General features: G+C 71.7%; 20 protein-coding genes. 12 read left to right on the forward strand and 8 right to left on the reverse strand.

Annotated elements, in window-relative coordinates:
• Positions 1-15 precede the first annotated feature (15 nt).
• Positions 16-243 (forward strand): DUF3107 domain-containing protein, encoded by a 228-nt coding sequence (locus tag ACZ7EG_RS06330; RefSeq protein ID WP_030854792.1) that lies wholly within the window; start codon positions 16-18, stop codon positions 241-243.
• Between the two features lie 379 nt (positions 244-622).
• The gene (locus ACZ7EG_RS06335; RefSeq protein ID WP_471073105.1) at positions 623-892 is read left to right on the forward strand and encodes a hypothetical protein; all 270 of its coding nucleotides are present in this window, start codon (positions 623-625) and stop codon (positions 890-892) included.
• A 145-nt stretch (positions 893-1,037) separates the two neighbouring features.
• On the opposite strand, the gene ACZ7EG_RS06340 is transcribed toward ACZ7EG_RS06335, so the two are convergent.
• Positions 1,038-1,787 (reverse strand): ferritin-like fold-containing protein, encoded by a 750-nt coding sequence (locus ACZ7EG_RS06340; RefSeq protein WP_389976222.1) that lies wholly within the window; start codon positions 1,785-1,787, stop codon positions 1,038-1,040.
• A 475-nt stretch (positions 1,788-2,262) separates the two neighbouring features.
• On the opposite strand from ACZ7EG_RS06340, the gene ACZ7EG_RS06345 reads away from it, so the two are divergent.
• A complete protein-coding gene (locus ACZ7EG_RS06345) occupies positions 2,263-4,956 on the forward strand; it encodes a DEAD/DEAH box helicase (protein WP_471073108.1) in 2,694 nt (897 codons plus the stop codon).
• A gap of 318 nt (positions 4,957-5,274) precedes the next feature.
• Positions 5,275-6,174 carry an alpha/beta fold hydrolase gene (locus ACZ7EG_RS06350; RefSeq protein ID WP_471073111.1) on the forward strand — a complete coding sequence of 300 codons (900 nt, stop codon included), beginning with the start codon at positions 5,275-5,277 and terminating at the stop codon, positions 6,172-6,174.
• Here the strand turns inward: ACZ7EG_RS06350 and ACZ7EG_RS06355 are convergent.
• Positions 6,171-7,064, reverse strand: coding sequence for an NYN domain-containing protein (locus ACZ7EG_RS06355; RefSeq protein WP_471073114.1), 894 nt, complete (start codon positions 7,062-7,064; stop codon positions 6,171-6,173). The genes ACZ7EG_RS06350 and ACZ7EG_RS06355 overlap by 4 nt on opposite strands.
• Positions 7,065-7,293: 229 nt before the next feature.
• On the opposite strand from ACZ7EG_RS06355, the gene ACZ7EG_RS06360 reads away from it, so the two are divergent.
• Positions 7,294-7,446: a hypothetical protein gene (locus ACZ7EG_RS06360; RefSeq protein WP_003992775.1), complete on the forward strand. Its 153-nt coding sequence runs from the start codon at positions 7,294-7,296 to the stop codon at positions 7,444-7,446.
• Between the two features lie 133 nt (positions 7,447-7,579).
• Entirely contained in the window at positions 7,580-9,673 is a 2,094-nt protein-coding gene (locus tag ACZ7EG_RS06365) for a trypsin-like serine peptidase (protein WP_471073117.1), read from the forward strand.
• A 9-nt stretch (positions 9,674-9,682) separates the two neighbouring features.
• On the opposite strand, the gene ACZ7EG_RS06370 is transcribed toward ACZ7EG_RS06365, so the two are convergent.
• The 3 genes from ACZ7EG_RS06370 to ACZ7EG_RS06380 all read right to left on the reverse strand — a co-directional run bounded on the left by ACZ7EG_RS06370 (position 9,683) and on the right by ACZ7EG_RS06380 (position 12,203).
• The gene (locus ACZ7EG_RS06370; protein ID WP_471073120.1) at positions 9,683-10,288 is read right to left on the reverse strand and encodes a MarC family protein; all 606 of its coding nucleotides are present in this window, start codon (positions 10,286-10,288) and stop codon (positions 9,683-9,685) included.
• Positions 10,289-10,433: 145 nt separating this feature from the next.
• Complete coding sequence (locus tag ACZ7EG_RS06375) at positions 10,434-11,312, reverse strand: PHP domain-containing protein (protein ID WP_471073123.1); 879 nt, start codon at positions 11,310-11,312, stop codon at positions 10,434-10,436.
• A gap of 249 nt (positions 11,313-11,561) precedes the next feature.
• A complete protein-coding gene (locus ACZ7EG_RS06380) occupies positions 11,562-12,203 on the reverse strand; it encodes a DUF6758 family protein (RefSeq protein ID WP_471073126.1) in 642 nt (213 codons plus the stop codon).
• Between the two features lie 159 nt (positions 12,204-12,362).
• On the opposite strand from ACZ7EG_RS06380, the gene ACZ7EG_RS06385 reads away from it, so the two are divergent.
• Positions 12,363-13,625: an MFS transporter gene (locus ACZ7EG_RS06385; protein WP_471073129.1), complete on the forward strand. Its 1,263-nt coding sequence runs from the start codon at positions 12,363-12,365 to the stop codon at positions 13,623-13,625.
• Between the two features lie 30 nt (positions 13,626-13,655).
• On the opposite strand, the gene ACZ7EG_RS06390 is transcribed toward ACZ7EG_RS06385, so the two are convergent.
• Complete coding sequence (locus tag ACZ7EG_RS06390) at positions 13,656-14,240, reverse strand: suppressor of fused domain protein (protein WP_471073132.1); 585 nt, start codon at positions 14,238-14,240, stop codon at positions 13,656-13,658.
• A gap of 456 nt (positions 14,241-14,696) precedes the next feature.
• On the opposite strand from ACZ7EG_RS06390, the gene ACZ7EG_RS06395 reads away from it, so the two are divergent.
• On the forward strand, positions 14,697-15,812 hold the full coding sequence (locus tag ACZ7EG_RS06395) for a magnesium and cobalt transport protein CorA (RefSeq protein ID WP_471073135.1): 1,116 nt from the start codon (positions 14,697-14,699) through the stop codon (positions 15,810-15,812).
• Between the two features lie 23 nt (positions 15,813-15,835).
• Entirely contained in the window at positions 15,836-16,348 is a 513-nt protein-coding gene (locus ACZ7EG_RS06400) for a hypothetical protein (protein ID WP_471073138.1), read from the forward strand.
• Between the two features lie 4 nt (positions 16,349-16,352).
• Here the strand turns inward: ACZ7EG_RS06400 and ACZ7EG_RS06405 are convergent, their stop codons facing one another.
• Positions 16,353-17,108 (reverse strand): hypothetical protein, encoded by a 756-nt coding sequence (locus ACZ7EG_RS06405; protein WP_471073141.1) that lies wholly within the window; start codon positions 17,106-17,108, stop codon positions 16,353-16,355.
• 225 nt (positions 17,109-17,333) lie between these two features.
• On the opposite strand from ACZ7EG_RS06405, the gene ACZ7EG_RS06410 reads away from it, so the two are divergent.
• From ACZ7EG_RS06410 to ACZ7EG_RS06420, 3 genes are read left to right on the forward strand one after another with little or no spacing between them, the layout of a single operon-like run.
• The gene (locus ACZ7EG_RS06410) at positions 17,334-18,617 is read left to right on the forward strand and encodes a magnesium transporter MgtE N-terminal domain-containing protein (protein ID WP_471073144.1); all 1,284 of its coding nucleotides are present in this window, start codon (positions 17,334-17,336) and stop codon (positions 18,615-18,617) included.
• Positions 18,607-19,206, forward strand: a complete 600-nt coding sequence (locus tag ACZ7EG_RS06415) for a DUF1003 domain-containing protein (protein WP_184559941.1) — start codon at positions 18,607-18,609, stop codon at positions 19,204-19,206. The genes ACZ7EG_RS06410 and ACZ7EG_RS06415 overlap by 11 nt, the downstream gene beginning before the upstream one ends.
• Positions 19,207-19,248: 42 nt before the next feature.
• Entirely contained in the window at positions 19,249-20,382 is a 1,134-nt protein-coding gene (locus ACZ7EG_RS06420; protein ID WP_471073148.1) for an Mrp/NBP35 family ATP-binding protein, read from the forward strand.
• A gap of 167 nt (positions 20,383-20,549) precedes the next feature.
• On the opposite strand, the gene ACZ7EG_RS06425 is transcribed toward ACZ7EG_RS06420, so the two are convergent.
• Positions 20,550-21,221 (reverse strand): hypothetical protein, encoded by a 672-nt coding sequence (locus tag ACZ7EG_RS06425; protein ID WP_471073151.1) that lies wholly within the window; start codon positions 21,219-21,221, stop codon positions 20,550-20,552.
• Between the last annotated feature and the right edge of the window lie 81 nt (positions 21,222-21,302).

A 21,302-nucleotide genomic window follows, 5' to 3' on the forward strand; every position in this document is an offset into this window, starting at 1 on the left:
CGGAGGGACATAGCCGTGGAGGTCAAGATCGGCGTGCAGCACGCGCCCCGCGAGATCGTTCTGGAGAGCGGTCAGACTGCCGAGGAGGTCGAGCGCGTGGTCGCCGAGGCACTGGCCGGGAAGTCGCAGCTGCTGAGCCTCGTGGACGAGCACGGCCGCAAGCTCCTCGTCCCGGCCGACCGTCTCGCCTACGTCGAGATCGGTGAGCCGGCCCCGCGCAAGGTGGGCTTCGGCGCGCTGTAGGCGCACGCGTGGAGCGGGGCGGGACGGCTTCGGCCGACCCGCCCCGTTTGCGTTGCCGCCGACCCGCCCCGTTTGCGTTCCCGCCGACCCGCCCCGTTTGCGTTGCCGCCGCCGACCCGTCCCGCCGCGGTTGCTGACGACCCGTCCCGCCGCGGCTGCCGACGATCCGGCCCGCCGCGGCTGCTCCCGGCCCGCCGCGTTTGCGTCGGCCTCCCTCGGACACCCCTCTTGCGTAGCCCACAGCGTGCCCTTGCGACGCACCGGTTCCTCCACGGATGGCGCACAAGTCGCCCACAGAGGTGGATTGGATTCCGCAGGTCAGGGGTAAGACGGGCTACGACCGATTTGGGCAGGCCGGCCGTGTGGGAGGGACCCCGACATGCTCCTGGAAGCGTTGAGCTCCGCGATCCTCGGCCTGGCTCTGTCGTGGGCGGCCGTGCACCGCCTGCCGCACCGTCTCCCGGCCCGCTCCATGGTGCTGTCCACCGGAGTCGCCGGCGCCCTCTTCGGGGCATTCGTCATGCACAGCGCTCTGGACGCCGGGCATGTGCTGCTCGTCCTGCTCGGCGCGGTGATCGTCTCGGTGGCCTCGCTGTCGCTGCTGCTGCGCCCCTCGGGAAGACTGCGCCGCCGGTCGGCGACCGCGTGACGGGTCGCCGAGGGTGGCGCTTGCGAGGACGCGGATCGGCCGAAAGGCGACAGGGGCCCGTCCGGCCGGATCATCCCGGCGTCGCGGGGCCCGGGTCGGCTGAAGGCCCCGCGCCCCGCAGCCGACCTTCGACAGACGACAGGGACTAGGCGGCCAGCCCCAGTGCGGCCATCCGCTTGGTGTGGGCCTCGGTGATCCGGGAGAACATCTTGCCGACCTCGGCGAGGTCGAAGCCGTCCGCGACACCGCCCACCAGCATGGTCGACAGCGCGTCCCGGTCGGCGACCACCCGCTGGGACTGCGACAGGGCCTCGCCCATCAGCCGCCGCGCCCACAGCGCGAGGCGCCCGCCCACACGCGGGTCGGCCTCGATCGCGGCCCGCACCTTCTCCACGGCGAAGCCGCCGTGCCCCGTGTCGTCGAGCACGGCCAGCACCAGGTCGCGGGAGTCGGAGTCCAGCCGGGCGGCGACCTCCCGGTAGAAGTCGCTGGCGATGGAGTCGCCGACGTAGGCCTTGACGAGGCCCTCCAGCCAGTCCGAGGGGGCCGTCTGCTTGTGGAAACCGTCGTACGCGGCCACGAACGGCTCCATCGCGCTCGTCGGCTCCTCACCGATCTCGGCGAGCCGGTCCCGCAGCCTCTCGAAGTGGTGGAACTCCGCCGACGCCATCTTCGCCAACTCCGCCTTGTCCGCCAGGGTCGGCGCCAGTTTGGCGTCCTCCGCGAGCCGCTCGAACGCCGCCAGTTCCCCGTAGGCGAGCGCACCGAGCAGATCCACGACCGCGGCACGGTACTGCGGGTCGGCGGAGGCCGTCGCCCAGTCGCGGGCGGCAACGGAGGTGGGTTCGGCGGCGGCGGTGTCCGAGGCGTTCTCAGGCTTGTCAGAGCTCGTCATGAAGCGCACAATAACCCGCTCGCCGGGAGGCGTAAGGCCCTGGTCAATCACTGTGACGACGACTACGTGACCGAATCGGCCGTCGCATGTGCGCGATTCCGGGGTATGGTGGTAATGCGCCTGCTGGTACGTCGCCGTACCTCGACAGGCCGCACGTATGAGGATGCCCGGTCGGTGGCCCGATCGGCTCCGACCCGACAGCCCTCCCCGGCCGTCCGCCCCAGTGCGTACGAGTCCCGGAGGGGGACACCCTCAGCGGCACGAGCGCTAGAGCGTCGGCGCGGTCCCGTGCTCTACGGCCCGCCCGTAGGCAGCCGACGTCCCCGGCACGGTCTGACACGACCCCGCGCTCGCCTCGCGCCGCCCACACAGAAGAGGCAGCACCCTGACTACGTTCCGAGAGCTCGGAATCCTCCCCGAGACCGCCGAGGCCCTTGAGGCCGTCGGCATCATCACCCCCTTCCCCATCCAGGAGATGACGCTCCCCGTTGCCCTCTCGGGCAAGGACGTCATCGGCCAGGCCAAGACCGGCACCGGCAAGACGCTGGGCTTCGGCCTCCCGCTCCTCGAGCGCGTCACCGTCCCCGCCGACGTCGAGGCAGGACGCGCCGAGCCCGAAGCCCTCACCGAGGCCCCGCAGGCGCTCGTCGTCGTCCCCACGCGCGAGCTGTGCACCCAGGTCACCAACGACCTGCTGACCGCGGGCAAGGTGCGCAACGTCCGCGTCCTCGCCATCTACGGCGGCCGGGCCTACGAGCCCCAGGTCGAGGCCCTCAAGAAGGGCGTCGACGTGGTCGTCGGCACCCCGGGCCGGCTCCTCGACCTCGCCGGTCAGAAGAAGCTGAACCTGAAGCACGTCAAGTCCCTGGTCCTCGACGAGGCCGACGAGATGCTCGACCTGGGCTTCCTGCCCGACGTCGAGAAGATCATCAACATGCTGCCGGTGCGGCGCCAGACCATGCTGTTCTCGGCGACCATGCCGGGCGCGGTCATCGGCCTCGCCCGCCGCTACATGTCGCAGCCCACGCACATCAGTGCCACGTCGCCTGACGACGCGGGCGCGACGGTGGCGAACACCAAGCAGTACATCTACCGCGCGCACAACATGGACAAGCCCGAGATGGTCGCGCGCATCCTCCAGGCCGAGGGCCGGGGACTGGCCATGGTCTTCTGCCGCACCAAGCGCACGGCGGCCGATCTCGCGGACCAGTTGAAGCAGCGCGGCTTCGCCTCCGGCGCGGTCCACGGCGACCTCGGCCAGGGCGCCCGTGAGCAGGCGCTGCGGGCCTTCCGCAACGGCAAGGTGGACGTGCTCGTCTGCACCGACGTCGCCGCCCGCGGCATCGACGTCGAGGGCGTGACGCACGTCATCAACTACCAGTCGCCCGAAGAGGAGAAGACGTACCTGCACCGCATCGGCCGTACGGGCCGTGCGGGCGCCAAGGGCATCGCGATCACCCTCGTCGACTGGGACGACATCCCGCGCTGGCAGCTGATCAACAAGGCGCTGGAGCTGGACTTCAACGACCCGCCGGAGACGTACTCCACCTCCCCGCACCTCTACTCCGACCTCGGCATCCCCGAGGGCACCAAGGGCGTCCTGCCGCGCTCGGAGCGCACGCGCGCCGGGCTGGACGCGGAGCAGATGGAGGACCTGGGCGAGCCGGGCGGCCGCGGACCGCGCGGACGTGGCGGGCGAGGAGACCGGGGCGATCGGGACGAGTCGCGTTCGGCCGACCGCGAGCGGTCGCCGCGTCGCCGCCGCCGTACCCGCGGCGGGGCCTCGGTGGACGGGGCTCCCGAGTCCGTCGGCACCACCGGACCGGACACCACGGCCACCGACGGCGCCGCCGAGGCGGACGCCGTGGCGGCTCCGCGCACCCCGCGTCGCCGTCGCCGCACCCGCGGCGGGGCCCAGTCCCAGCCGGCTCCGGTCGCGGCGGTCGAGTCCGCCCCGTCCGAGCAGGCGGAGAGCGCCGTCGCGACGGCGGAGGGCTCGGCCACGGAGGCCGCCGAGACGGCCGCGAAGCCGCGTCGGCGCCGTACGCGTCGTTCGGAGGCGCCGGTGGTGGAGACCGAGGCCACGGTGACCCCGGCGGTCGCGGAGCCGACGGTCGTCGCCGAGGCTCCGGCCGCCGCGGATGCCGCACAGCCCGAGGCCGCCGCCAAGCCGCGCCGCCGCACCCGCAAGGCCACGGCGGCGTCCGCGGCCGAGTCGGCGCTCGACACGGCCGAGGGGACCACCGAGGCCACGCCGGAGCCGGCGGAGACCAAGCCGCGCCGCGCCCGCAAGACGGCCGCGAAGGCGGAGGCGAGCGTCGACACGGCCGAGGGGACCACCGAGTCCGCTCCGGAGCCGACCGAGGCGAAGCCGCGCCGCGCCCGCAAGACGGCCGCGAAGGCCGAGGCGAGCGTCGACACGGCCGAGGGGGCCGAGGCCAAGCCGCGTCGCACCCGCAAGTCGGCCGCAGCGGCGCCGGGCGCGGAGGACGCCGTCGAGGCGGCCGAGGCCAAGCCCAGGCGTACGCGCAAGGCGACGGCTGCGGCCGAAACTGCCGTCGACACGGCGGAGGCCGTCGAGGCCGGGCCGCGTCGCCGCACCCGCAAGACCGCCGAGACCACGGCCACGGCCACGGGCGAGGCTTCCGAGGTCGCGGAGACCAAGCCGCGTCGCACCCGCAAGGCCACCGCTCCGGCGGAGGAAGCCGTCGACACGGCCGAGGGCACCGAGGCCAAGCCGCGCCGCCGGACCCGTAAGGCCGCAGAGCCTGCTCCGACCGTCGCCGAGATCCCGGCACAGACGGCCCAGGAGCCGGAGGCCGCTGAGGCCAAGCCGCGCCGGACGCGGAAGACCACCGCTGCCGTCCCGGACGCGGAGGCCGCCGAGGCGAAGCCGCGCCGCACGCGCAAGACGGCTGCCGCGGCCGAGGCCGCGGTCGACACGGCCGAGGGTACGGAGGCCAAGCCGCGCCGCCGCACCCGCAAGGCCGCCGAGCCGACCGAGATCCCCGCGCAGGCGGACCAGGAGCCGGAGGCGGCCAGGCCGCGCCGCACGCGCAAGACGGCGGCGGCTGCCACAGCCGCCGCCTCGGAGGACGCGACGGAGGCGAAGCCCAGGGCCCGCCGCACCCGCAAGGCCACGGCCGCCGCGGAGCCCACGGAGGGCTGACACACCCCTCTTCGACGGCCCGGCGCCCCTCACGGGGAGCCGGGCCGTCGGCATTCACTCGGAGCACCGGGGCGGCCCCACGATTCACCCAGAGCACCGGGACAGCCCCCCACCACTCACCCGGAACACCGGGACAGCCCCCACCACTCACCCGGAACACCGGGGCAACCCCCACCACTCACCCAGAGCACCCGGGGCAACCCCCACCACTCACCCAGAGCACCCGGGGCAACCCCCACCACTCACCCGGAGCACCCGGGGCAACCCCCACCACTCACCCGGAGCACCGAGACAGCCCCCACCCGCTACCCTCGCCCCGTGACCAGCCACCCCGCCTTCCCCCCGCCCCCGGGCGCCCGCGCCTACCCCCTGCGCACCTCGCGCGGCGAGTTCGCCGTCGTCGACTCGTCGCCGAAGCAGGGTGCGCAGGTCAGGGGAGTCGTCCTGATGCTGCCCGGGTTCACCGGGAGCAAGGAGGACTTCAGGCTGCTCCACGAGCCGCTCGCGGAGCGGGGATACCGGGTCGTCGCCGTGGACGGGCGGGGGCAGCACGAGTCGGACGGGCCCCTGGACGACGAGTCGGTCTACGCCCAGCGGGAACTGGCGCGGGACGTGCTCGCCCAGGCCGAGGCGCTGGGCGAACCCGTGCACCTCGTGGGGCACTCGCTCGGCGGGCAGATCGCCCGTGCGGCCGTGCTGCTCGACCACTCCCCCTTCGTCTCGTTCACCCTGGTCTCGTCCGGCCCGGCGGAGATCTCCGTCTCCCAGCAGCAGCGCGTGAAGCTGCTGCGGGACGCGCTCGCCGTGCTGTCGATGGCCAAGGTGTGGGAGGCCATCCAGGCCATGGGGCCGCCGGAGGAGGTCGGCGGGCCTGCCCGCGGCCTCGGTGACCAGGACCAGTTGCGCCGCCGCTGGCTGGGCCACAGCCCTGCCCAACTCCTCGCGACGGGGCGTCAGTTGTGCACCGAGCCGGACCGCGTGGCCGAACTCGCCGCGGTGCCGCTGCCGTTCCACGTGCTGTCGGGCGCGCACGACGACACCTGGCCGGTGGCGATCCTCGACGACATGGCCCTGCGGCTGGACGCGCACCGCACGGTCATCACGGGAGCCGAGCACTCCCCCAACGCCGACCAGCCCCTGCCGACGGCCCACGCCCTCGCGGACTTCTGGGACGGCCTCGGAGAGGGCCGGTTCCCGGAGGCCCCCGGGACGGCCTAGTACTGCGTCCGCAGGTGTTCCCAGAAGCCGTCCCGCAGCGCCCGCCGCAGGTCCGCCTGGCCGCGCAGCGAATACTGCAGGAGGCCCTCCGCCTCCACGAGCAGGTCCTGGTCCACCGAGCCCGGCAGGTACGGGTGCCCGGGCAGCAGCTGGACCAGCGTGTCCCGGCCGCGTGCCGCCAGCCATTTCGCCGCGATCTGCGCCCCCACGAACCGCACGTCCTCGCGGGTGGGCCGTTCCGCCGCCGTCTCGTGGGCGGGGGCGGTGCGGCGGGAGACGTACGGCTTGAAGAAGTCGAGGTCGAGGGTGCGCTGGCTGTCGACCTCCCACAGCAGGGGCTCCGCCTGGTTGCGGCCCTCCGGCGCCTCGATGCCCCAGAGGTGGACCCGGGCGCCGTACCCCTGGGCCGCCTCCACCGCCGAGACGAGGTCCTCGTCGCCGCCGAGCAGGGCCGCGTCGCTGATGGCCCGGTGCCGGGCGAGGGACTCCAGGTCGGAGCGGATGAGTGAGTCGACGCCCTTCTGCTGGTTGTTGGCGTTGAGGTTGCCGAGCCGCACCTTGACGTCCGGCAGTTCCGCGATGGTCTGCTGTTCGGCCGTGTGGATGCGGCGCCGGGCGCCGTCGTACCAGTAGACCCGCAGCAGCCGGCTGTCCGCGAAGATCGTGCGGGCCTTGTCGATGAGCGCGTCGATCAGGCCCTCGGCGTCCACGTCGAAGGCGCGGCGGTCCTCCGTGCCGGCGACGAGGCGGCCGGCGGCCGCGTACAGGTACCCGGCATCGACGAAGATCGCGTGGGTGGAGGGCGTCTTCGCCACCTCGGCGAGCATGCGCTGGAGCAGCTCGTTGGTGCGGTCGATGCGGGCGCTGAGGGCCGCGAGGTCGTCGTTCATCGCCTTCATTGTCCCGGCGGTCACGCTGCGAACACAACCGGTCCCGGTCGGTCCCGTAACGACACTCTTACGACTCAGTAATTAGCCGTTCGAAAAATTTCCTTAGCGTAGGGAATGTTTGAACCATGCAGCCCTGTTGACCCATATGGAACACCGAGCGCCGCAGCCTGGTGGGCCACCCACTCAAGTAGTTCTCCTCAGGAGGATGACCAGACGAAGGGAGAAGCCCTTGCGCTTCGAAATCATGCGACTCGACGACGTCGACGGCACACCCGTGGACTCGACCGTTGTGGACGCCGCCTCCGTCAACCGCATCGTTCAGCAGGCCGCCGCCATCGGGCAGCGCCTGTGGATCCGCCCGGCCGAGACCACGGCCTCATAACGCGCGCGGATCTCCCACGCTTCGCAGCCCCCGCCCGGCATCGGCCGTGCGGGGGCTCCGCTGTTGCGGACCTCCCTGGCCGGGGGCGTACTGGCTGGAAGGGACAGTACGAACCAGAACAGGACGGTGGGACATGTCGGTGACGGACCGGTCGCACGAGGAACTGCACCAGCAGGCCGCCGCCGAGGCCGCGCGGCGCTACGAGGACTCCACCGCGGAGCGCGAGCGGGTCGAGGGCCGGCTGGCGGCCGGGGTGCGCTACCCGGACTCCCCCGACGCGCTGGCCGTCCGCGCCGACCGGATCCTCGACCGGGGCGGCCTGTCGCCCTCGGCGGTGGTGGCCGACATCCACCGCGAGGCCATGGACCTGCCCGACGCCAACGAGCGGATCATCGATCTGTCCAACGAGCTCCAGGCCTGGAGCTTCCTGCCGCGCGGGGTCAGGGCCGGGGCCACGGTCGCCCGGATCACCCTGCGGCGCGACGGCCGCGAGCTGCCGCACGGCACCGGCTTCCTGGTGTCGCCACGGCTGCTGATGACCAACCACCACGTCCTGCCCGACGAGAGCTTCGCCCGGACCTGCTTCGCGGAGTTCAATGCCCAGGTCACGGCGGACAACCTGCCCGACACCGTCGTCCGGATGGAGCTCGACCCGCAGATCTTCTTCGCCGCGGACCGGCGGCTCGACTTCGCCCTCGTGGCGCTGGCGCCCACGGTGGACGGCCCCGCGCCGGGCGAGATCTTCGGCTGGAACCGGCTGAGCGTGCAGACCGGCAAGCTGGTGCTCGGCGAGAAGGTGAACATCATCGGCCATCCCTCGGGGCGGCTGAAGGAGATCGCGTTGCGCGACAACGCGCTGCTGGTCCGCCTCGACGACTTCGTGCACTACACGACCGACACCGAACCGGGGAACTCCGGCTCCCCCGTCTTCAACGACCAGTGGGAGGTCGTCGCGCTGCACCACAGCGGCGTGCCGAAGAAGGACGGCCAGGGCCGGGTCCTGCGCAAGGACGGCCGGCCCTGGCAGCAGGGCGACGGCGACGACGCCATCGACTGGGTCGCCAACGAGGGCGTCCGGATCAGCTCGATCCTCAAGCACCTGGCCGGGCTGGACCTCGACCCGGGGCGGCGCGCCCTGCTGGCCGAGATGGGCCCGGACGCCGGCCTGGACCAGACCATGACCACAGCGCCGCCTCCCGGCACACGGCTGCAGCCGATGGCGGTACCGGGCGTCACCACCCCGTCGGCCCCCGCGGCCCCGGTGCCGGTCCCCGCGACCGGGCGCGAGGCCGCGGACCGCGGACCCCAGGTCGGGCTCCCGGCCCGTGGCACCGCCTTCGGCGGCCGCCGGCACCTGGTGTTCCTGCACGGCCGGGACCAGCAGAAGAAGGACCCCGAGTTTCTCCGCCGCTCCTGGACGGCAGGCCTGAACCACGGGCTCACCCTCGCGTCCCTGCCGCCGCTCGACCCGGAGGACGTGTGGTTCCCGTTCTACGGCACGCGACTGCACGGCCTCGTGAGCGGCAGGGAGAGCACGGCCGAGCCCATCGGCCTCGACCAGGTGAGCGCCGCCGCTGCCGCCGAGGTGTTCGCAGCGGAATCACCCACGGGCTCCTACGAACGGCTGCTCTACGAAGCGGCCGCCCGGGCCGGCATGCCCCAGAACGGTCCGGCGGCCACCGAGGGCTTCGGTGCGGGCCTGGTCGGGGCACTGCACCGGCCGCTGAGCTGGCTCGCCGCCCGGTCGGACCTGGACGAGTGGACCATCGCCACATTCCTGCGGGACGTCGACCTGTACCTCGGTGACAGCGCCGTGCGGCAGGCGGTGCTGGACAGCGTCATGGAGACGATGCCGACCAGCGGCGAGCTGGTGCTGGTCACGCACAGCCTGGGCACGGTCGTGGGCATGGACCTCCTGAACCGGATCCCCGAGGACCTCGACCCCGTCCTGCTGGTCACGGCGGGCAGCCCGCTCGGCCTGGACGGCGTCAACGAACGGCTGCTGAGCCACGGCCCGCACCAGCCGCCCAGGGTGCGCAACTGGGTGAACGTCTGGTGCCCCACCGACGCGGTGGCCATCGGCTGCCCCTTGGAGGACGAACGCTGGGGAAAGCTCAGCCAACTGGCCGTCTCCAACGGCCGCGACCGTGCGCACAAGATCGAGGAGTACCTCGGCCACCCCGGCCCGGCCCGGGAGATCCGCAGCGTACTGCCCCAGCAGGGCTGAAGCGGGCCCTCAGCTCTGCTGGATCACCTGCGTGACGCCGTTGATGATCTGCTGCACGGCGATCGCCGAGAGCATCATGCCGGCCAGGCGGGTCACCAGGACCACACCGCCGTCCTTGATGATCCGGATGATCACCAGCGAGTAGCGCATCACCAGCCACAGCACGACGTGGATGGCGAGGATGGCCGCCCATACGGACACCTGCGCGGCGACGCTGTGGGCCTTCTGCACGGCGAGGATGACCGACACGATCGCGCCTGGTCCGGCCAGCAGCGGCATGCCCAGTGGCACCAGGGCGACGTTGACGTCCTTGGTCTGCTTGGGCTCGTCGGTCTTGCCGGTGAGCAGGTCCAGCGCGATCAGGAGAAGCAGCAGGCCACCCGCGATCATCAGCGCGGGCACGGACACGTGCAGGTAGTCGAGGATCTGGTGACCGAGCAGCCCGAACACGGTGATCACGCCACCGGCGACGCAGACGGCCTGGAAGGCCATCCGCTTCTGCACCTTGCCGGGTCGGCCCGCGGTGAGGGCGAGGAAGATCGGTGTGATCCCCGGGGGATCCATGATGACGAAGAGGGTCAGGAACAGGGAGCCGAAGACGGCGAGGTCGAACATGAGTGAGCCTTGCGCAGGGGGCCGCCGCTGCGGGCAGGCGTCACACAGGGCGGAACGCCTGGGCGCAGCGGGCAGCGCCGGGTGAGAGGAGGAGAAGCAGGAAGAGAAGCAGGAAAGAAAGAGACGGAACTACGGCAGAGAGCCCTCAGACGGCCCCGTCGGCCCCGTCGGCCCCGCCGGCCCCCGGCACGGGAAACGCCCCGAAGGCCCGCCGCGTGATCTCCCCGTACACCTCGGGATCCGTCGTGTACTCCCCGAGCACGCAGGTCTTACGGCTGCCGTGGTAGTCCGAGGACCCGGTCACGAGCAGCCCGAGCTCCTTGGCCAGACCCCGCAGCCGCGCCCGCGTGTCCGCGTCGTGGTCCATGTGGTCGACCTCGACGCCGTCCAGCCCGGCCGCGGCCATCTCGGCGATGGCGGCCTCCGGCACCGTGAGCCCCCGCTTGCTCGCCCCGGGGTGCGCGAACACCGCGACCCCGCCCGCACCCTTGATCAGGCGGATGGCCTCGAAGGGGTCGGTCTCGTGCTTCTCCACGAAGACCCGGCCGCCGTCGGCCAGCCAGTCCTGGGTGAAGGCGTCGTTCACGGTCGGCACGACACCCAGCTCGACGAGCGCGCTCGCCACGTGCGGGCGCCCGACGGACCCGCCGCCGGCGATCCGTGCCACCTGTTCCCAGGTCACGGGCACGCCCAGCTCCTGAAGCTTGGCGATCATGCCCTGGGCGCGCGGTACCCGGTCGTCCCGGACCAGCTCCCGCTCGGCGAGCAGCGCCGGCTCCTCGGCATCGAAGAGGTAGGCCAGCATGTGCATGCTGATGCCGTCGATCCGGCAGGAGAGCTCGGCCCCGGTCACCAGCGTGACGCCCTCGGGCAGCGCGGCGATCGCCTCGGCATGCCCGCGCGTGGTGTCGTGATCGGTGAGCGCGACGACGTCGAGCCGGGCCACAGCGGCTTTCCGCACCAGCTCGGCGGGCGAGTCCGTGCCGTCGGAAGCGGTGGAGTGGGTGTGCAGATCGATACGCACGACACGGACTCCAGACACGACGGCAGGAACAGGACCGCTCAAGGATAACCGGATTTTCAACGACCGATGTCACACCCGAATCCGGCAAGCACCCCCTACATCGCAAGCGCCCCCTACATCAACGCGCCTCAAAGGGGCATCGCAAGCACCCCCTACATCAACGCGCCTCAAAGGCACGCGGGGAACTGCGCGACCAGCCACAGCGAGCCGGCAGCCGCCGGCGCACCCGAACTCTCACCCCAAGAGGCGTTACGGCTGAAGCAAGCGCGGCGACAACGCCCCACAAGGCACCAGCTCCACCTCCGCCCCCGCCTCCCGGAGATCCGCCAGCACCAGTTCGTCGTACATCAGCAGCCCGGACTGCTCGGGCCACACCACGGCCCACAGCCACATTCCGAGCGCCTCCCCCGCGAACACCGCCCGGTCCTCCGGCGCCCCGGCCACGTGCCACAACGGCGTAGGGCGCCCGGCGGCCAGCACCTTGGCCTGCGGCGGCTTCTCGACGTTCATGTGCGGCCCCGGGTCGGGACCGTCCATGCCCGCGTAGCGCGCCCCGAGCCCGACCCCGAGCTCCTCGGCCACCAGGATCAGCTCGCCCATCCCGCCGAGCGGCCCGGGCCCCGTGCAGGCCACTGCGGTCGCGCGGCCGCCGGTGCGGTCGTCCCCCGCGCAGGCCACCCCCGTGAACAGCCATCCCACCGGCAGGGGCCAGGGCATCCACAGCGGCACCCGGGTGCGGTGCACCACGACGTCGAGGGCGTCGACGCTGGGCGGTATCACGGGCTGCACCGGATGGACGGTGCCGTGTACATCGCACTGCCACGAGTCGGAGAAGAGGCCGGGAGCCCTGACCCGGCCACCACACTTCGGGCAACTGGGTTCGCCCCTCATAGGGCCCCACGGTCCTACCCGCGCCCCGCCGCGTCAAGGACGATCACCCATCCGGACGGAACCCTTCACCTCCACATTAGATGTAGCTTGCATTAATTAGCTTGGCTAACTTAGTGTGTGCATATACCAACTACCTCGTCTCGGGAAAGGGAGCAAGCAATGGACCCCTTCGACGCCGGAGCGGGCGGCCTCCTGAAGCAGCCCAAGTCCGTGTGGGCGACCGCCGGGGCCTCGGTCGTCGCCTTCATGGGCATCGGGCTCGTCGACCCGATCCTGCCGTCCATCGCCCAGGGCCTCGACGCCACGGCCGGCCAGGTCTCCCTGCTCTTCACCTCGTACTTCCTCATCACCGCCGTCGCGATGCTGGTGACCGGATTCGTCTCCAGCCGGATCGGCGGGAAGAAGACCCTGTTGCTCGGCCTCGCGTTCGTCGTGGTGTTCGCCGGGCTCGCGGGCGCCTCCGGCTCCGTCGGCGAACTGGTCGGGTTCCGCGCCGGATGGGGCCTCGGCAACGCGCTGTTCGTCTCGACGGCACTCGCGGTCATCGTCGGCGCGGCGGCCGGCGGCAGCGCCGCGGCGATCCTGCTCTACGAGTCGGCACTCGGCCTCGGCATGGCCTGCGGCCCGCTGCTGGGCGCCCTGCTCGGCGACGCCAGCTGGCGCTACCCGTTCTTCGGCACCGCGTTCCTGATGGCCGTCGGCTTCCTGTGCATCACGGTGTTCCTGAAGGAGCAGCCGAAGCCGGCCCGCAAGACCTCGCTGCTGGATCCGCTCAAGGCCCTCGGACACGGCGGCCTCGCCTCCGCGGCGGTCTCGGCGTTCTTCTACAACTACACGTTCTTCACCGTGCTGGCCTTCACCCCGTTCGTGCTGAACATGAGCCCGTACCGGTCGGGTGCGGTGTTCTTCGCCTGGGGTGTGCTGCTCGCCGTCTTCTCGGTGATCGTGGCGCCCCGGCTCCAGAAGCGGTTCGGCTCCCTGAAGGTGCTCGGCGGTTCGCTGGTCCTGCTCGCGGCCGACGTCCTGGCGCTCGGCTACGGCTCGCACACGGCCGCCGTCGTCTGCACCATCCTGTCCGGCGCCTTCATCGGGGTGAACAACACCGTCTACACCGAACTGGCCCTGGGCGTCTCGGACGCACCCCGGCCGGTGGCGAGCGCGGGCTACAACTTCGTGCGCTGGTTCGCGGCGGCGGCAGCCCCCTACTTCGCGCCGAAGATCGAGGAGTGGACCGACATCCACATCCCGTTCGTGGTGGCGGCGGTCACCGCCATCGTGGGCGCGGTCGTGGTCGTCGTACGGCGCAAGGCCCTCACCCTCCCCCAAGCTCTCGACTCCGCTCGAGCAGGGGGGACCCCCACCGCCGAGGAGCCGGAGCCGCGGCACGCGACCGAGGGCGGCGTCACCGTCTTCGCCAACTGACGCCGCGCAGCCCGAGGTTGGTGAGCTTCCTCACTCCAGCGGGACGGACTTCCGGGACGGGTCCCGGAGGTCCGTCCCCTGGTTCAGCCACCGCTCCTGGAGCGCCTGCGCGCCGTGCACGCGCTTCCAGGCGGCCTCGTTCGGGGTCATCGGCAGCAGCGGCAGGAACCGCACGGGGTCGAGGGGCTCGTCGAGCTCCAGGTCCTCGACCAGACCGCCCGGCTCGGCGACCAGGACCGATGTGAAGGGAGCGCCCGGCCACAGCGGCTCACCGACGTCGAGGGACGCTCCGGGGGCCACGACCACTCCCTCCACCTGCGGAGACGCGGCGAGGACGGCGAGCGGCCGGAGCGCCTTGTCGGTGTCGGCGATCCCGGCACGGACCGACAGGACGAGCTCGGCGCGCGGGCCCTTGACCGGGTCGGCGACCACCGCCGTGGGGTCGGTCATGGGGTGCGCGGACATGCCGAGCGAGGCGTAGCGGACGATGCCGCCCTCCTGGAAGCGGAGCACCTCGATGCGGTCCGTGCCCAGGAAGGTGACCGCCGCGCGTGCGTCCGGTTCACCCAGTGCGCTGCGCAACCGGGCTTCGACCAGAGGGAGAACATCTGCCATGCGGCGAGCATAGAACTCGTCAGTAGCGGGCAAAGCAGCACCTTGACAGTTGTGTCGGCTGCTACTCTTGCCCGGTGGTTCGGGGCAGCACGCAGAAGCGTCGCGATCAAGCCCCGACGCCGAAGGAACTCCCTTACGAGGGACCGGCCGGAGGAGGTGGGGCTGCAATGGATCGAAGTCGACCGTGCAGTAGCACCACGCTCTTCGCGCCGCCGATGTAGCTGCTTCTGTTCCCCGGCTGCCACCTCTCGCACTCGCTTCACCGCGGAAGAGCGCTTCGTTTCGCTTTGCCTGATCTGCCTCAGTAGCTGAATCAGTAACGAAACCGGCCACCGCGACGATGCGGTGCTCCCCGCTTTGTGGACGTGCCAAACATCCGTAGTCACAACGTCCTCATTCCGGGTAGTTCCACCCGTCGCCGGCGTCGTTCGTTGCCCGCCCGCGAAGGAGCCCGCCATGTCGATGATCCGCGACCTGCGCGCCGTTGTCCGTCCGTCCCGTGTGTCGCTGCGCAAGGAGAGCGGGACCTACGACGCCACCCGCAGCCCCGCCGCGGCCTCGGCCGTCGTCGACTGCGCCGTCTACCGCGACGGCCGCCGCATCGAGACCGAGACCGCACTGACCCCGCACGAGGCGGTGCGCCTGGCGCGCCGCGACGGGGGTTTCGTGTGGATCGGCCTGCACGAGCCGACCGAGGCCGAATTCTCCGGCATCGCCGGTGAGTTCGGGCTGCACCCGCTGGCCGTGGAGGACGCCGTCCAGGCCCACCAGCGGCCCAAGCTGGAGCGCTACGACGACTCCCTCTTCACGGTCTTCAAGACCATCCACTACGTCGAGCACGACCAGCTCGACGCCAACAGCGAGGTCGTCGAGTCCGGCGAGGTCATGTGCTTCACCGGACGGGACTTCTTCATCACCGTCCGGCACGGCGGGCAGGGCTCCCTGCGGGCCCTCAGGCACCGCCTCCAGGACGACCCCGAGCTGCTCGCCAAGGGCCCCTCGGCCGTGCTGCACTCCATCGCGGACCACGTCGTCGACGGGTACATCGCCGTCGCCGACGCGGTGCAGGACGACATCGACGAGGTGGAGACCGAGGTGTTCTCCCCGGGGCGCAAGGGCTCACCGCGCGGTTCGGACGCCGGCCGGATCTACCAACTCAAGCGCGAGGTGCTGGAGTTCAAGCGGGCCGTGTCGCCGCTGCTGCGGCCCATGCAGCTGCTGAGCGAGCGGCCGATGCGGCTGATCGACCCCGACATCCAGAAGTACTTCCGGGACGTCGCCGACCACCTGGCCCGCGTCCAGGAGCAGGTCCTCGGCTTCGACGAGCTGCTCAACTCCATCCTCCAGGCCAACCTCGCCCAGGCGTCCGTCGCCCAGAACGAGGACATGCGGAAGATCACCTCCTGGGCCGCGATCATCGCCGTGCCGACGATGGTGTGCGGCGTGTACGGCATGAACTTCGACCACATGCCGGAGCTGCACTGGCGCTACGGCTACCCGGTGATCCTCGGTTTCACCGTGCTCGTCTGCCTCGGCATCCACCGCACGCTGAAGCGGAACGGATGGCTGTGAGCGGCCTGGTTAGGCTGGGCCCCATGACAAGCGAGCTGCTCGACCAGGCCCTCGTCGAGGAGGCCACGAAGAAGTCCGGCCTCGTCTGGGTGCAGGGCCCCGACGGCCCGGTGCGCGCGCTGTGGCACGTGTGGCACGAGGGTGCCGCGTGCCTGGTCGGCGACGGGCCGGGCGAGCAGCCGCTGCCGGGGCTGGCCGACGGCGCCGAGGCGAAGGTGACGGTCCGCAGCAAGGACAAGGGCGGCCGGCTGGCCACCTGGACGGCGCGGGTCACGGAGCTCGCCCCGGGTTCGGAGGCGTGGGACGCGGCGGTCGCCGACCTCAAGGGCAAACGGCTGAACGCGCCCGACGGCGAGGCCATGACCGACCGCTGGGCCCGCGAGTGCCGGGTGCTGCGCCTGGAACCGACGGGGGCGACGGCGCCCCTGCCCGACGGCTCGCTGTCCGAGCCGCCCCTGCCGTCCCCGGCGATCACCCGCCGGCCGGTCCCGGCGGGGCTGCCCCGCCTGCTGCTGAAGAAGCGCAAACGGACCTGACGGCCTACGACGACGGCAGCTGCTCGCCGTAGTCGACCGTCTCGTTCCGCTCCGGCTCCCTGAGGGAGAAGTCCTCGCCCCAGCCGGAGAACGTGAGGGTGCCCGCTCCGCCGGCCCGCTCCAGGCGCAGCGGGTACGGCTTGCCCTCGAGGGAGACCTCCAGGGTGCCGCCGGAGCCCTTGTCACCGGTGACGCGGATGGTGCGGACGCCCGCCTCCTCGTCGTGGCCGTCCGCCGCGAGCGTCCCGTGCAGGGTCAGCAGACCGTCGAGGAGGAGAGTCTTGTCCGTGAAACCGCTGAACTTCTTGTACGCGGGATCGTCCTGCGGCACCTTCACGAACTTGCCGTCGAGCTTGGAGGCCGCCGCCGCGTCCGCCTCGCCGTCCCCGCCCTGGCTTCTGCCGTGAGTCCAGAACTCGGCGTCCGCCTTGACGAAGAGCTGCTCGCCGATGCGCAGCAGCTTGAAGGTCGCGCCCTTGCTGGTGACCGAACCGTCGCCGCCGTCGTCCTTCAGCCGCATGTCGAGCGCGTACGTCCGCCCGCCGCTGACGACGTTGCCGTGCACCCGGACCGCCCCGGCGGACTGGGCGGCAGACCGGGTCTTGCCCTGGATCTTGGCGGCGGGGAGTCTGCCGACCCCGTTGGTGCCCTCGTTCGGATCCTCCGCGCAGCCGGTGAGCACCGTTCCCGTCACGAGCAGGGCGCACGTCGCGCTCGCGAGTGCGGCACGGCGGCCACGGCTCTGGCGAATCGGGGTCACAGGTGGGGCTGCCTCTCTGACGGGAGACCTGAACGGCGTACCGCAGGGTACCGGGGTCGTGCGGGCGGATCGGAGCCAGTCCGTCCGGACCGGCCGCCGACGCGTCGCCGATCGGGACGGGCTAGCCTGAAGCCCACCCGAGCGGGCAATTCGGAAGACACAGGCACAAAGACAGCCGCACAGACAGCCACCACGAACCACCCCGCACGAAAAGGAGCCGCGGCCATGGCAGCGGGCGCCCCCCGGATCTTCGTATCGCACCTCCAAGGTGTCGCCGTCTTCGACCCAGCCGGCGACCAGGTGGGGCGGGTGCGCGATCTGGTCGTCATGCTTCGAGTGGGACAGCGGCCGCCGAGGCTGCTCGGCCTCGTCGTCGAACTCGCCACCCGCCGCCGTATCTTCCTGCCGATGACCCGGGTCACCGCCATCCAGTCCGGCCAGATCATCACCACCGGCGTGCTCAACGTCCGCCGCTTCGAGCAGCGGCCCACCGAGCGGCTGGTCTTCGGGGAACTGCTGGACCGGCGCGTGACGCTCACCGAGACCGGCGAGGAGGTCAGCGTCCTGGACCTGTCGGTGCATCAGCTTCCGGCCCGCCGGGAGTGGGAGATCGACCGGGTCTTCGTCCGCAAGGGCCGGAAGGGCGGGGCGTTCCGGCGGGCCAAGGGCGAGGCGCTGACCGTCGAGTGGACCGCTGTCACCGGGTTCTCGCTGGAGGAGCAGGGGCAGGGTGCCGAGAGCCTGCTGGCCACCTTCGAGCAGCTGCGGCCGGCCGACCTGGCCAACGTCCTGCACCACCTCTCCCCCAAGCGCCGGGCCGAGGTCGCCGCCGCCCTCGACGACGACCGGCTCGCCGACGTCCTGGAGGAGCTTCCGGAGGACGACCAGATCGAGATCCTCGGCAAGCTGAAGGAGGAGCGCGCCGCCGACGTCCTGGAGGCCATGGACCCGGACGACGCGGCCGACCTGCTGGGCGAGCTGCCGACGGACGAGCAGGAGCGGCTGCTGAGCCTGATGCAGCCCGGCGACGCGGCCGACATGCGGCGCCTGATGTCGTACGAGGACCGGACGGCGGGCGGTCTGATGACCACCGAGCCGATCGTGCTGCGCCCGGACGCCACCGTCGCCGACGCCCTCGCCCGCGTCCGCAACGCCGACCTCTCCCCCGCCCTGGCCGCCCAGGTCTACGTCTGCCGGCCACCCGACGAGACCCCGACCGGCAAGTACCTGGGCACGGTCCACTTCCAACGCCTGCTGCGCGAGCCACCGCCCTCTCTGGTCAGCTCCATCCTGGACAACGACCTCCAGCCGCTCGACCCGGAGGCGGACCTGCCCGCCATCGCGGGCTTCTTCGCCACGTACGACATGGTCGCGGCGCCCGTCGTCGACGAGGCCGGGTCGCTGCTGGGCGCGGTGACGGTGGACGACGTGCTCGACCACATGCTGCCGGAGGACTGGCGGGAGACGGAGTTCCACCTGGACGAGGAGGTGGCCACCGATGGTTCCTGAGCGCGAGAGCCTGCGCGAGCGCACCCCGGCGGGCGCCACGGCCGCCTCCCGGCCGCGCACCACCCGTCTCGACCAGCCGCTCCCGCGCCGGCGCCGCTTCCTGCCCGAGTACGACCCGGAGGCTTTCGGGCGCCTGTCGGAGCGCATCGCCCGCTTCCTGGGCACCGGGCGGTTCATCGTCTGGATGACGGTCGCCATCATCCTGTGGGTGGTGTGGAACGTCTTCGCACCGAGCGGCCTGCGCTTCGACGAGTACCCGTTCATCTTCCTGACGCTGATGCTGTCCCTCCAGGCCTCCTACGCCGCGCCGCTGATCCTGCTCGCGCAGAACCGGCAGGACGACCGCGACCGGGTCAACCTGGAGCAGGACCGCAAGCAGAACGAGCGGTCGATCGCGGACACGGAGTACCTGACCCGGGAGATCGCCGCCCTGCGCATCGGCCTGGGCGAGGTCGCCACCCGCGACTGGATCCGCTCGGAGCTGCAGGACATGGTCAAGGAGATGGAGGAACGGCAGAACGGCCATCGTCACGACCCCGTCGTATTCCCGGCGGAACGGTCACGCGGACGTGACGCAGACGACCGCTGAGACGCTTTCCTACGCACCGGTACAGCGCCGTACCATCGTCCTATGGCTACGGAAGACGCGGTGCGCGAGGCACTGGCGACGGTGAACGACCCCGAGATCCACAAGCCCATCACCGAGCTCGGGATGGTCAAGTCGGTGGAGATCGGCGCGGACGGGGCGGTCGGGGTCACCGTGTACCTCACGGTCTCGGGCTGCCCGATGCGGGAGACGATCACGCAGCGCGTGACCGACGCGGTCTCCGCGGTCGAGGGCGTCACCCGCGTCGACGTCACGCTCGACGTGATGAGCGACGAGCAGCGCAAGGAGCTGGCCAGCGCCCTGCGCGGTGGCCAGACCGAACGCGAGGTCCCCTTCGCCAAGCCGGGCAGCCTGACCCGCGTCTACGCGGTCGCCTCCGGCAAGGGCGGCGTCGGCAAGTCCTCGGTGACGGTCAACCTGGCCGCGGCGATGGCGGCCGACGGCCTCAAGGTCGGTGTCGTCGACGCCGACATCTACGGCCACTCCGTGCCGCGCATGCTGGGCGCCGACGGCCGTCCCACCCAGGTCGAGAACATGATCATGCCGCCGTCGGCGAACGGCGTGAAGGTCATCTCGATCGGCATGTTCACCCCGGGCAACGCCCCGGTCGTCTGGCGCGGCCCGATGCTCCACCGTGCCCTCCAGCAGTTCCTCGCGGACGTGTACTGGGGCGACCTGGACGTGCTGCTCCTGGACCTGCCGCCCGGCACCGGCGACATCGCGATCTCCGTCGCTCAGCTGGTTCCGAACGCGGAGATCCTCGTCGTGACGACGCCTCAGCAGGCGGCGGCCGAGGTCGCCGAGCGCGCGGGCTCCATCGCCGTCCAGACCCACCAGAAGATCGTCGGCGTGGTCGAGAACATGTCGGGCCTGCCCTGCCCGCACTGCGACGAAATGGTCGACGTCTTCGGCACGGGCGGCGGTCAGACGGTCGCCGACGGCCTGACGCGCACCACCGGCGCGAACGTCCCGGTCCTCGGCAGCATCCCCATCGACGTCCGCCTGCGCGAGGGCGGCGACGACGGCAAGCCGGTCGTCCTCACGGACCCCGACTCCCCGGCGGGCGCGGCCCTCCGGGCGATCGCGGGCAAGCTGGGCGGCAGGCAGCGCGGCCTGTCGGGCCTGTCCCTGGGCATCACCCCGAGGAACAAGTTCTAGATCGAAACGCCCTTGGGGGCAGCCCCCTCAGGAACGCCCTTGGGGGCAGCCCCCTCAGGGGCGCGGGGAACTGCGCGACCGGCCACATCGCACCCGCAGCCGCAACCGCCCACGAAGCGAGGAACCCACGGCGAAGGGGCGCCGAAAACCCGGCGCCCCGGGGGAACTCACGCGTAAGCGGCGATGTCCTTCACCACGGCGAACCCGAGCCCGTACGCACTCATGCCCCTGCCGTACGCCCCGACGTGAACCCCCGCCGACGTGGACCCGGCGAGCACCCAGCCGAACTCGGACTCCCGGTAGTGGAACGCCGTGGGCACCCCGTCCACGGGCAGCGACAGCGTCGACCAGTCGGCCCCGTCCAGATCGTCCGCCAGCACCCACGCCGTCTCGGTCTGCTGCTCCAGCCAGTCGTCCCGCAGCGCGTGGTCCATCTGCCCCGGCCAGGTGAAGGACAGCAGTCCGACGCCCGCGAGCCACGCCGCGGAGGACACCGAGGTGGCCTCGAGGAGCCCCGTCCCGTCCGACGTGCGCCGTGAGGGATTCGCCGCGACGGTCACGACGACCGCGAACTTCTCCTTGGCGTCCGGATCGCCCCCGGCCGCGTGCTCGTTGCGAATGGTGGGTTCGTCCCCGTGCCCGATCGACCCGTGTTCCACGGCCCCGTCGGCCGTCGTACCCACCTGCATCAGCCGGCGCGGTCCCGTGAAGGCCTCGTCGAGGCCGTACCACGGGAAGGGCGCACGCAGGTAGTCGTCGACCGTACGCCGGGCGAAGGGGGCCTGTTGTCCGCCCTCCGCGGCCGGCGTCTGCGCGACAGCCCGACTCGTCGTCTCCATGTGCCCGGACGCCTCCTCGCTCTAGTCGGACCGGAACGGCCCGCCCCCCTTCGGGCGTACTCGTCACGGTCCGCACAACAA

This window comes from Streptomyces sp. NPDC037100 (assembly GCF_055606225.1).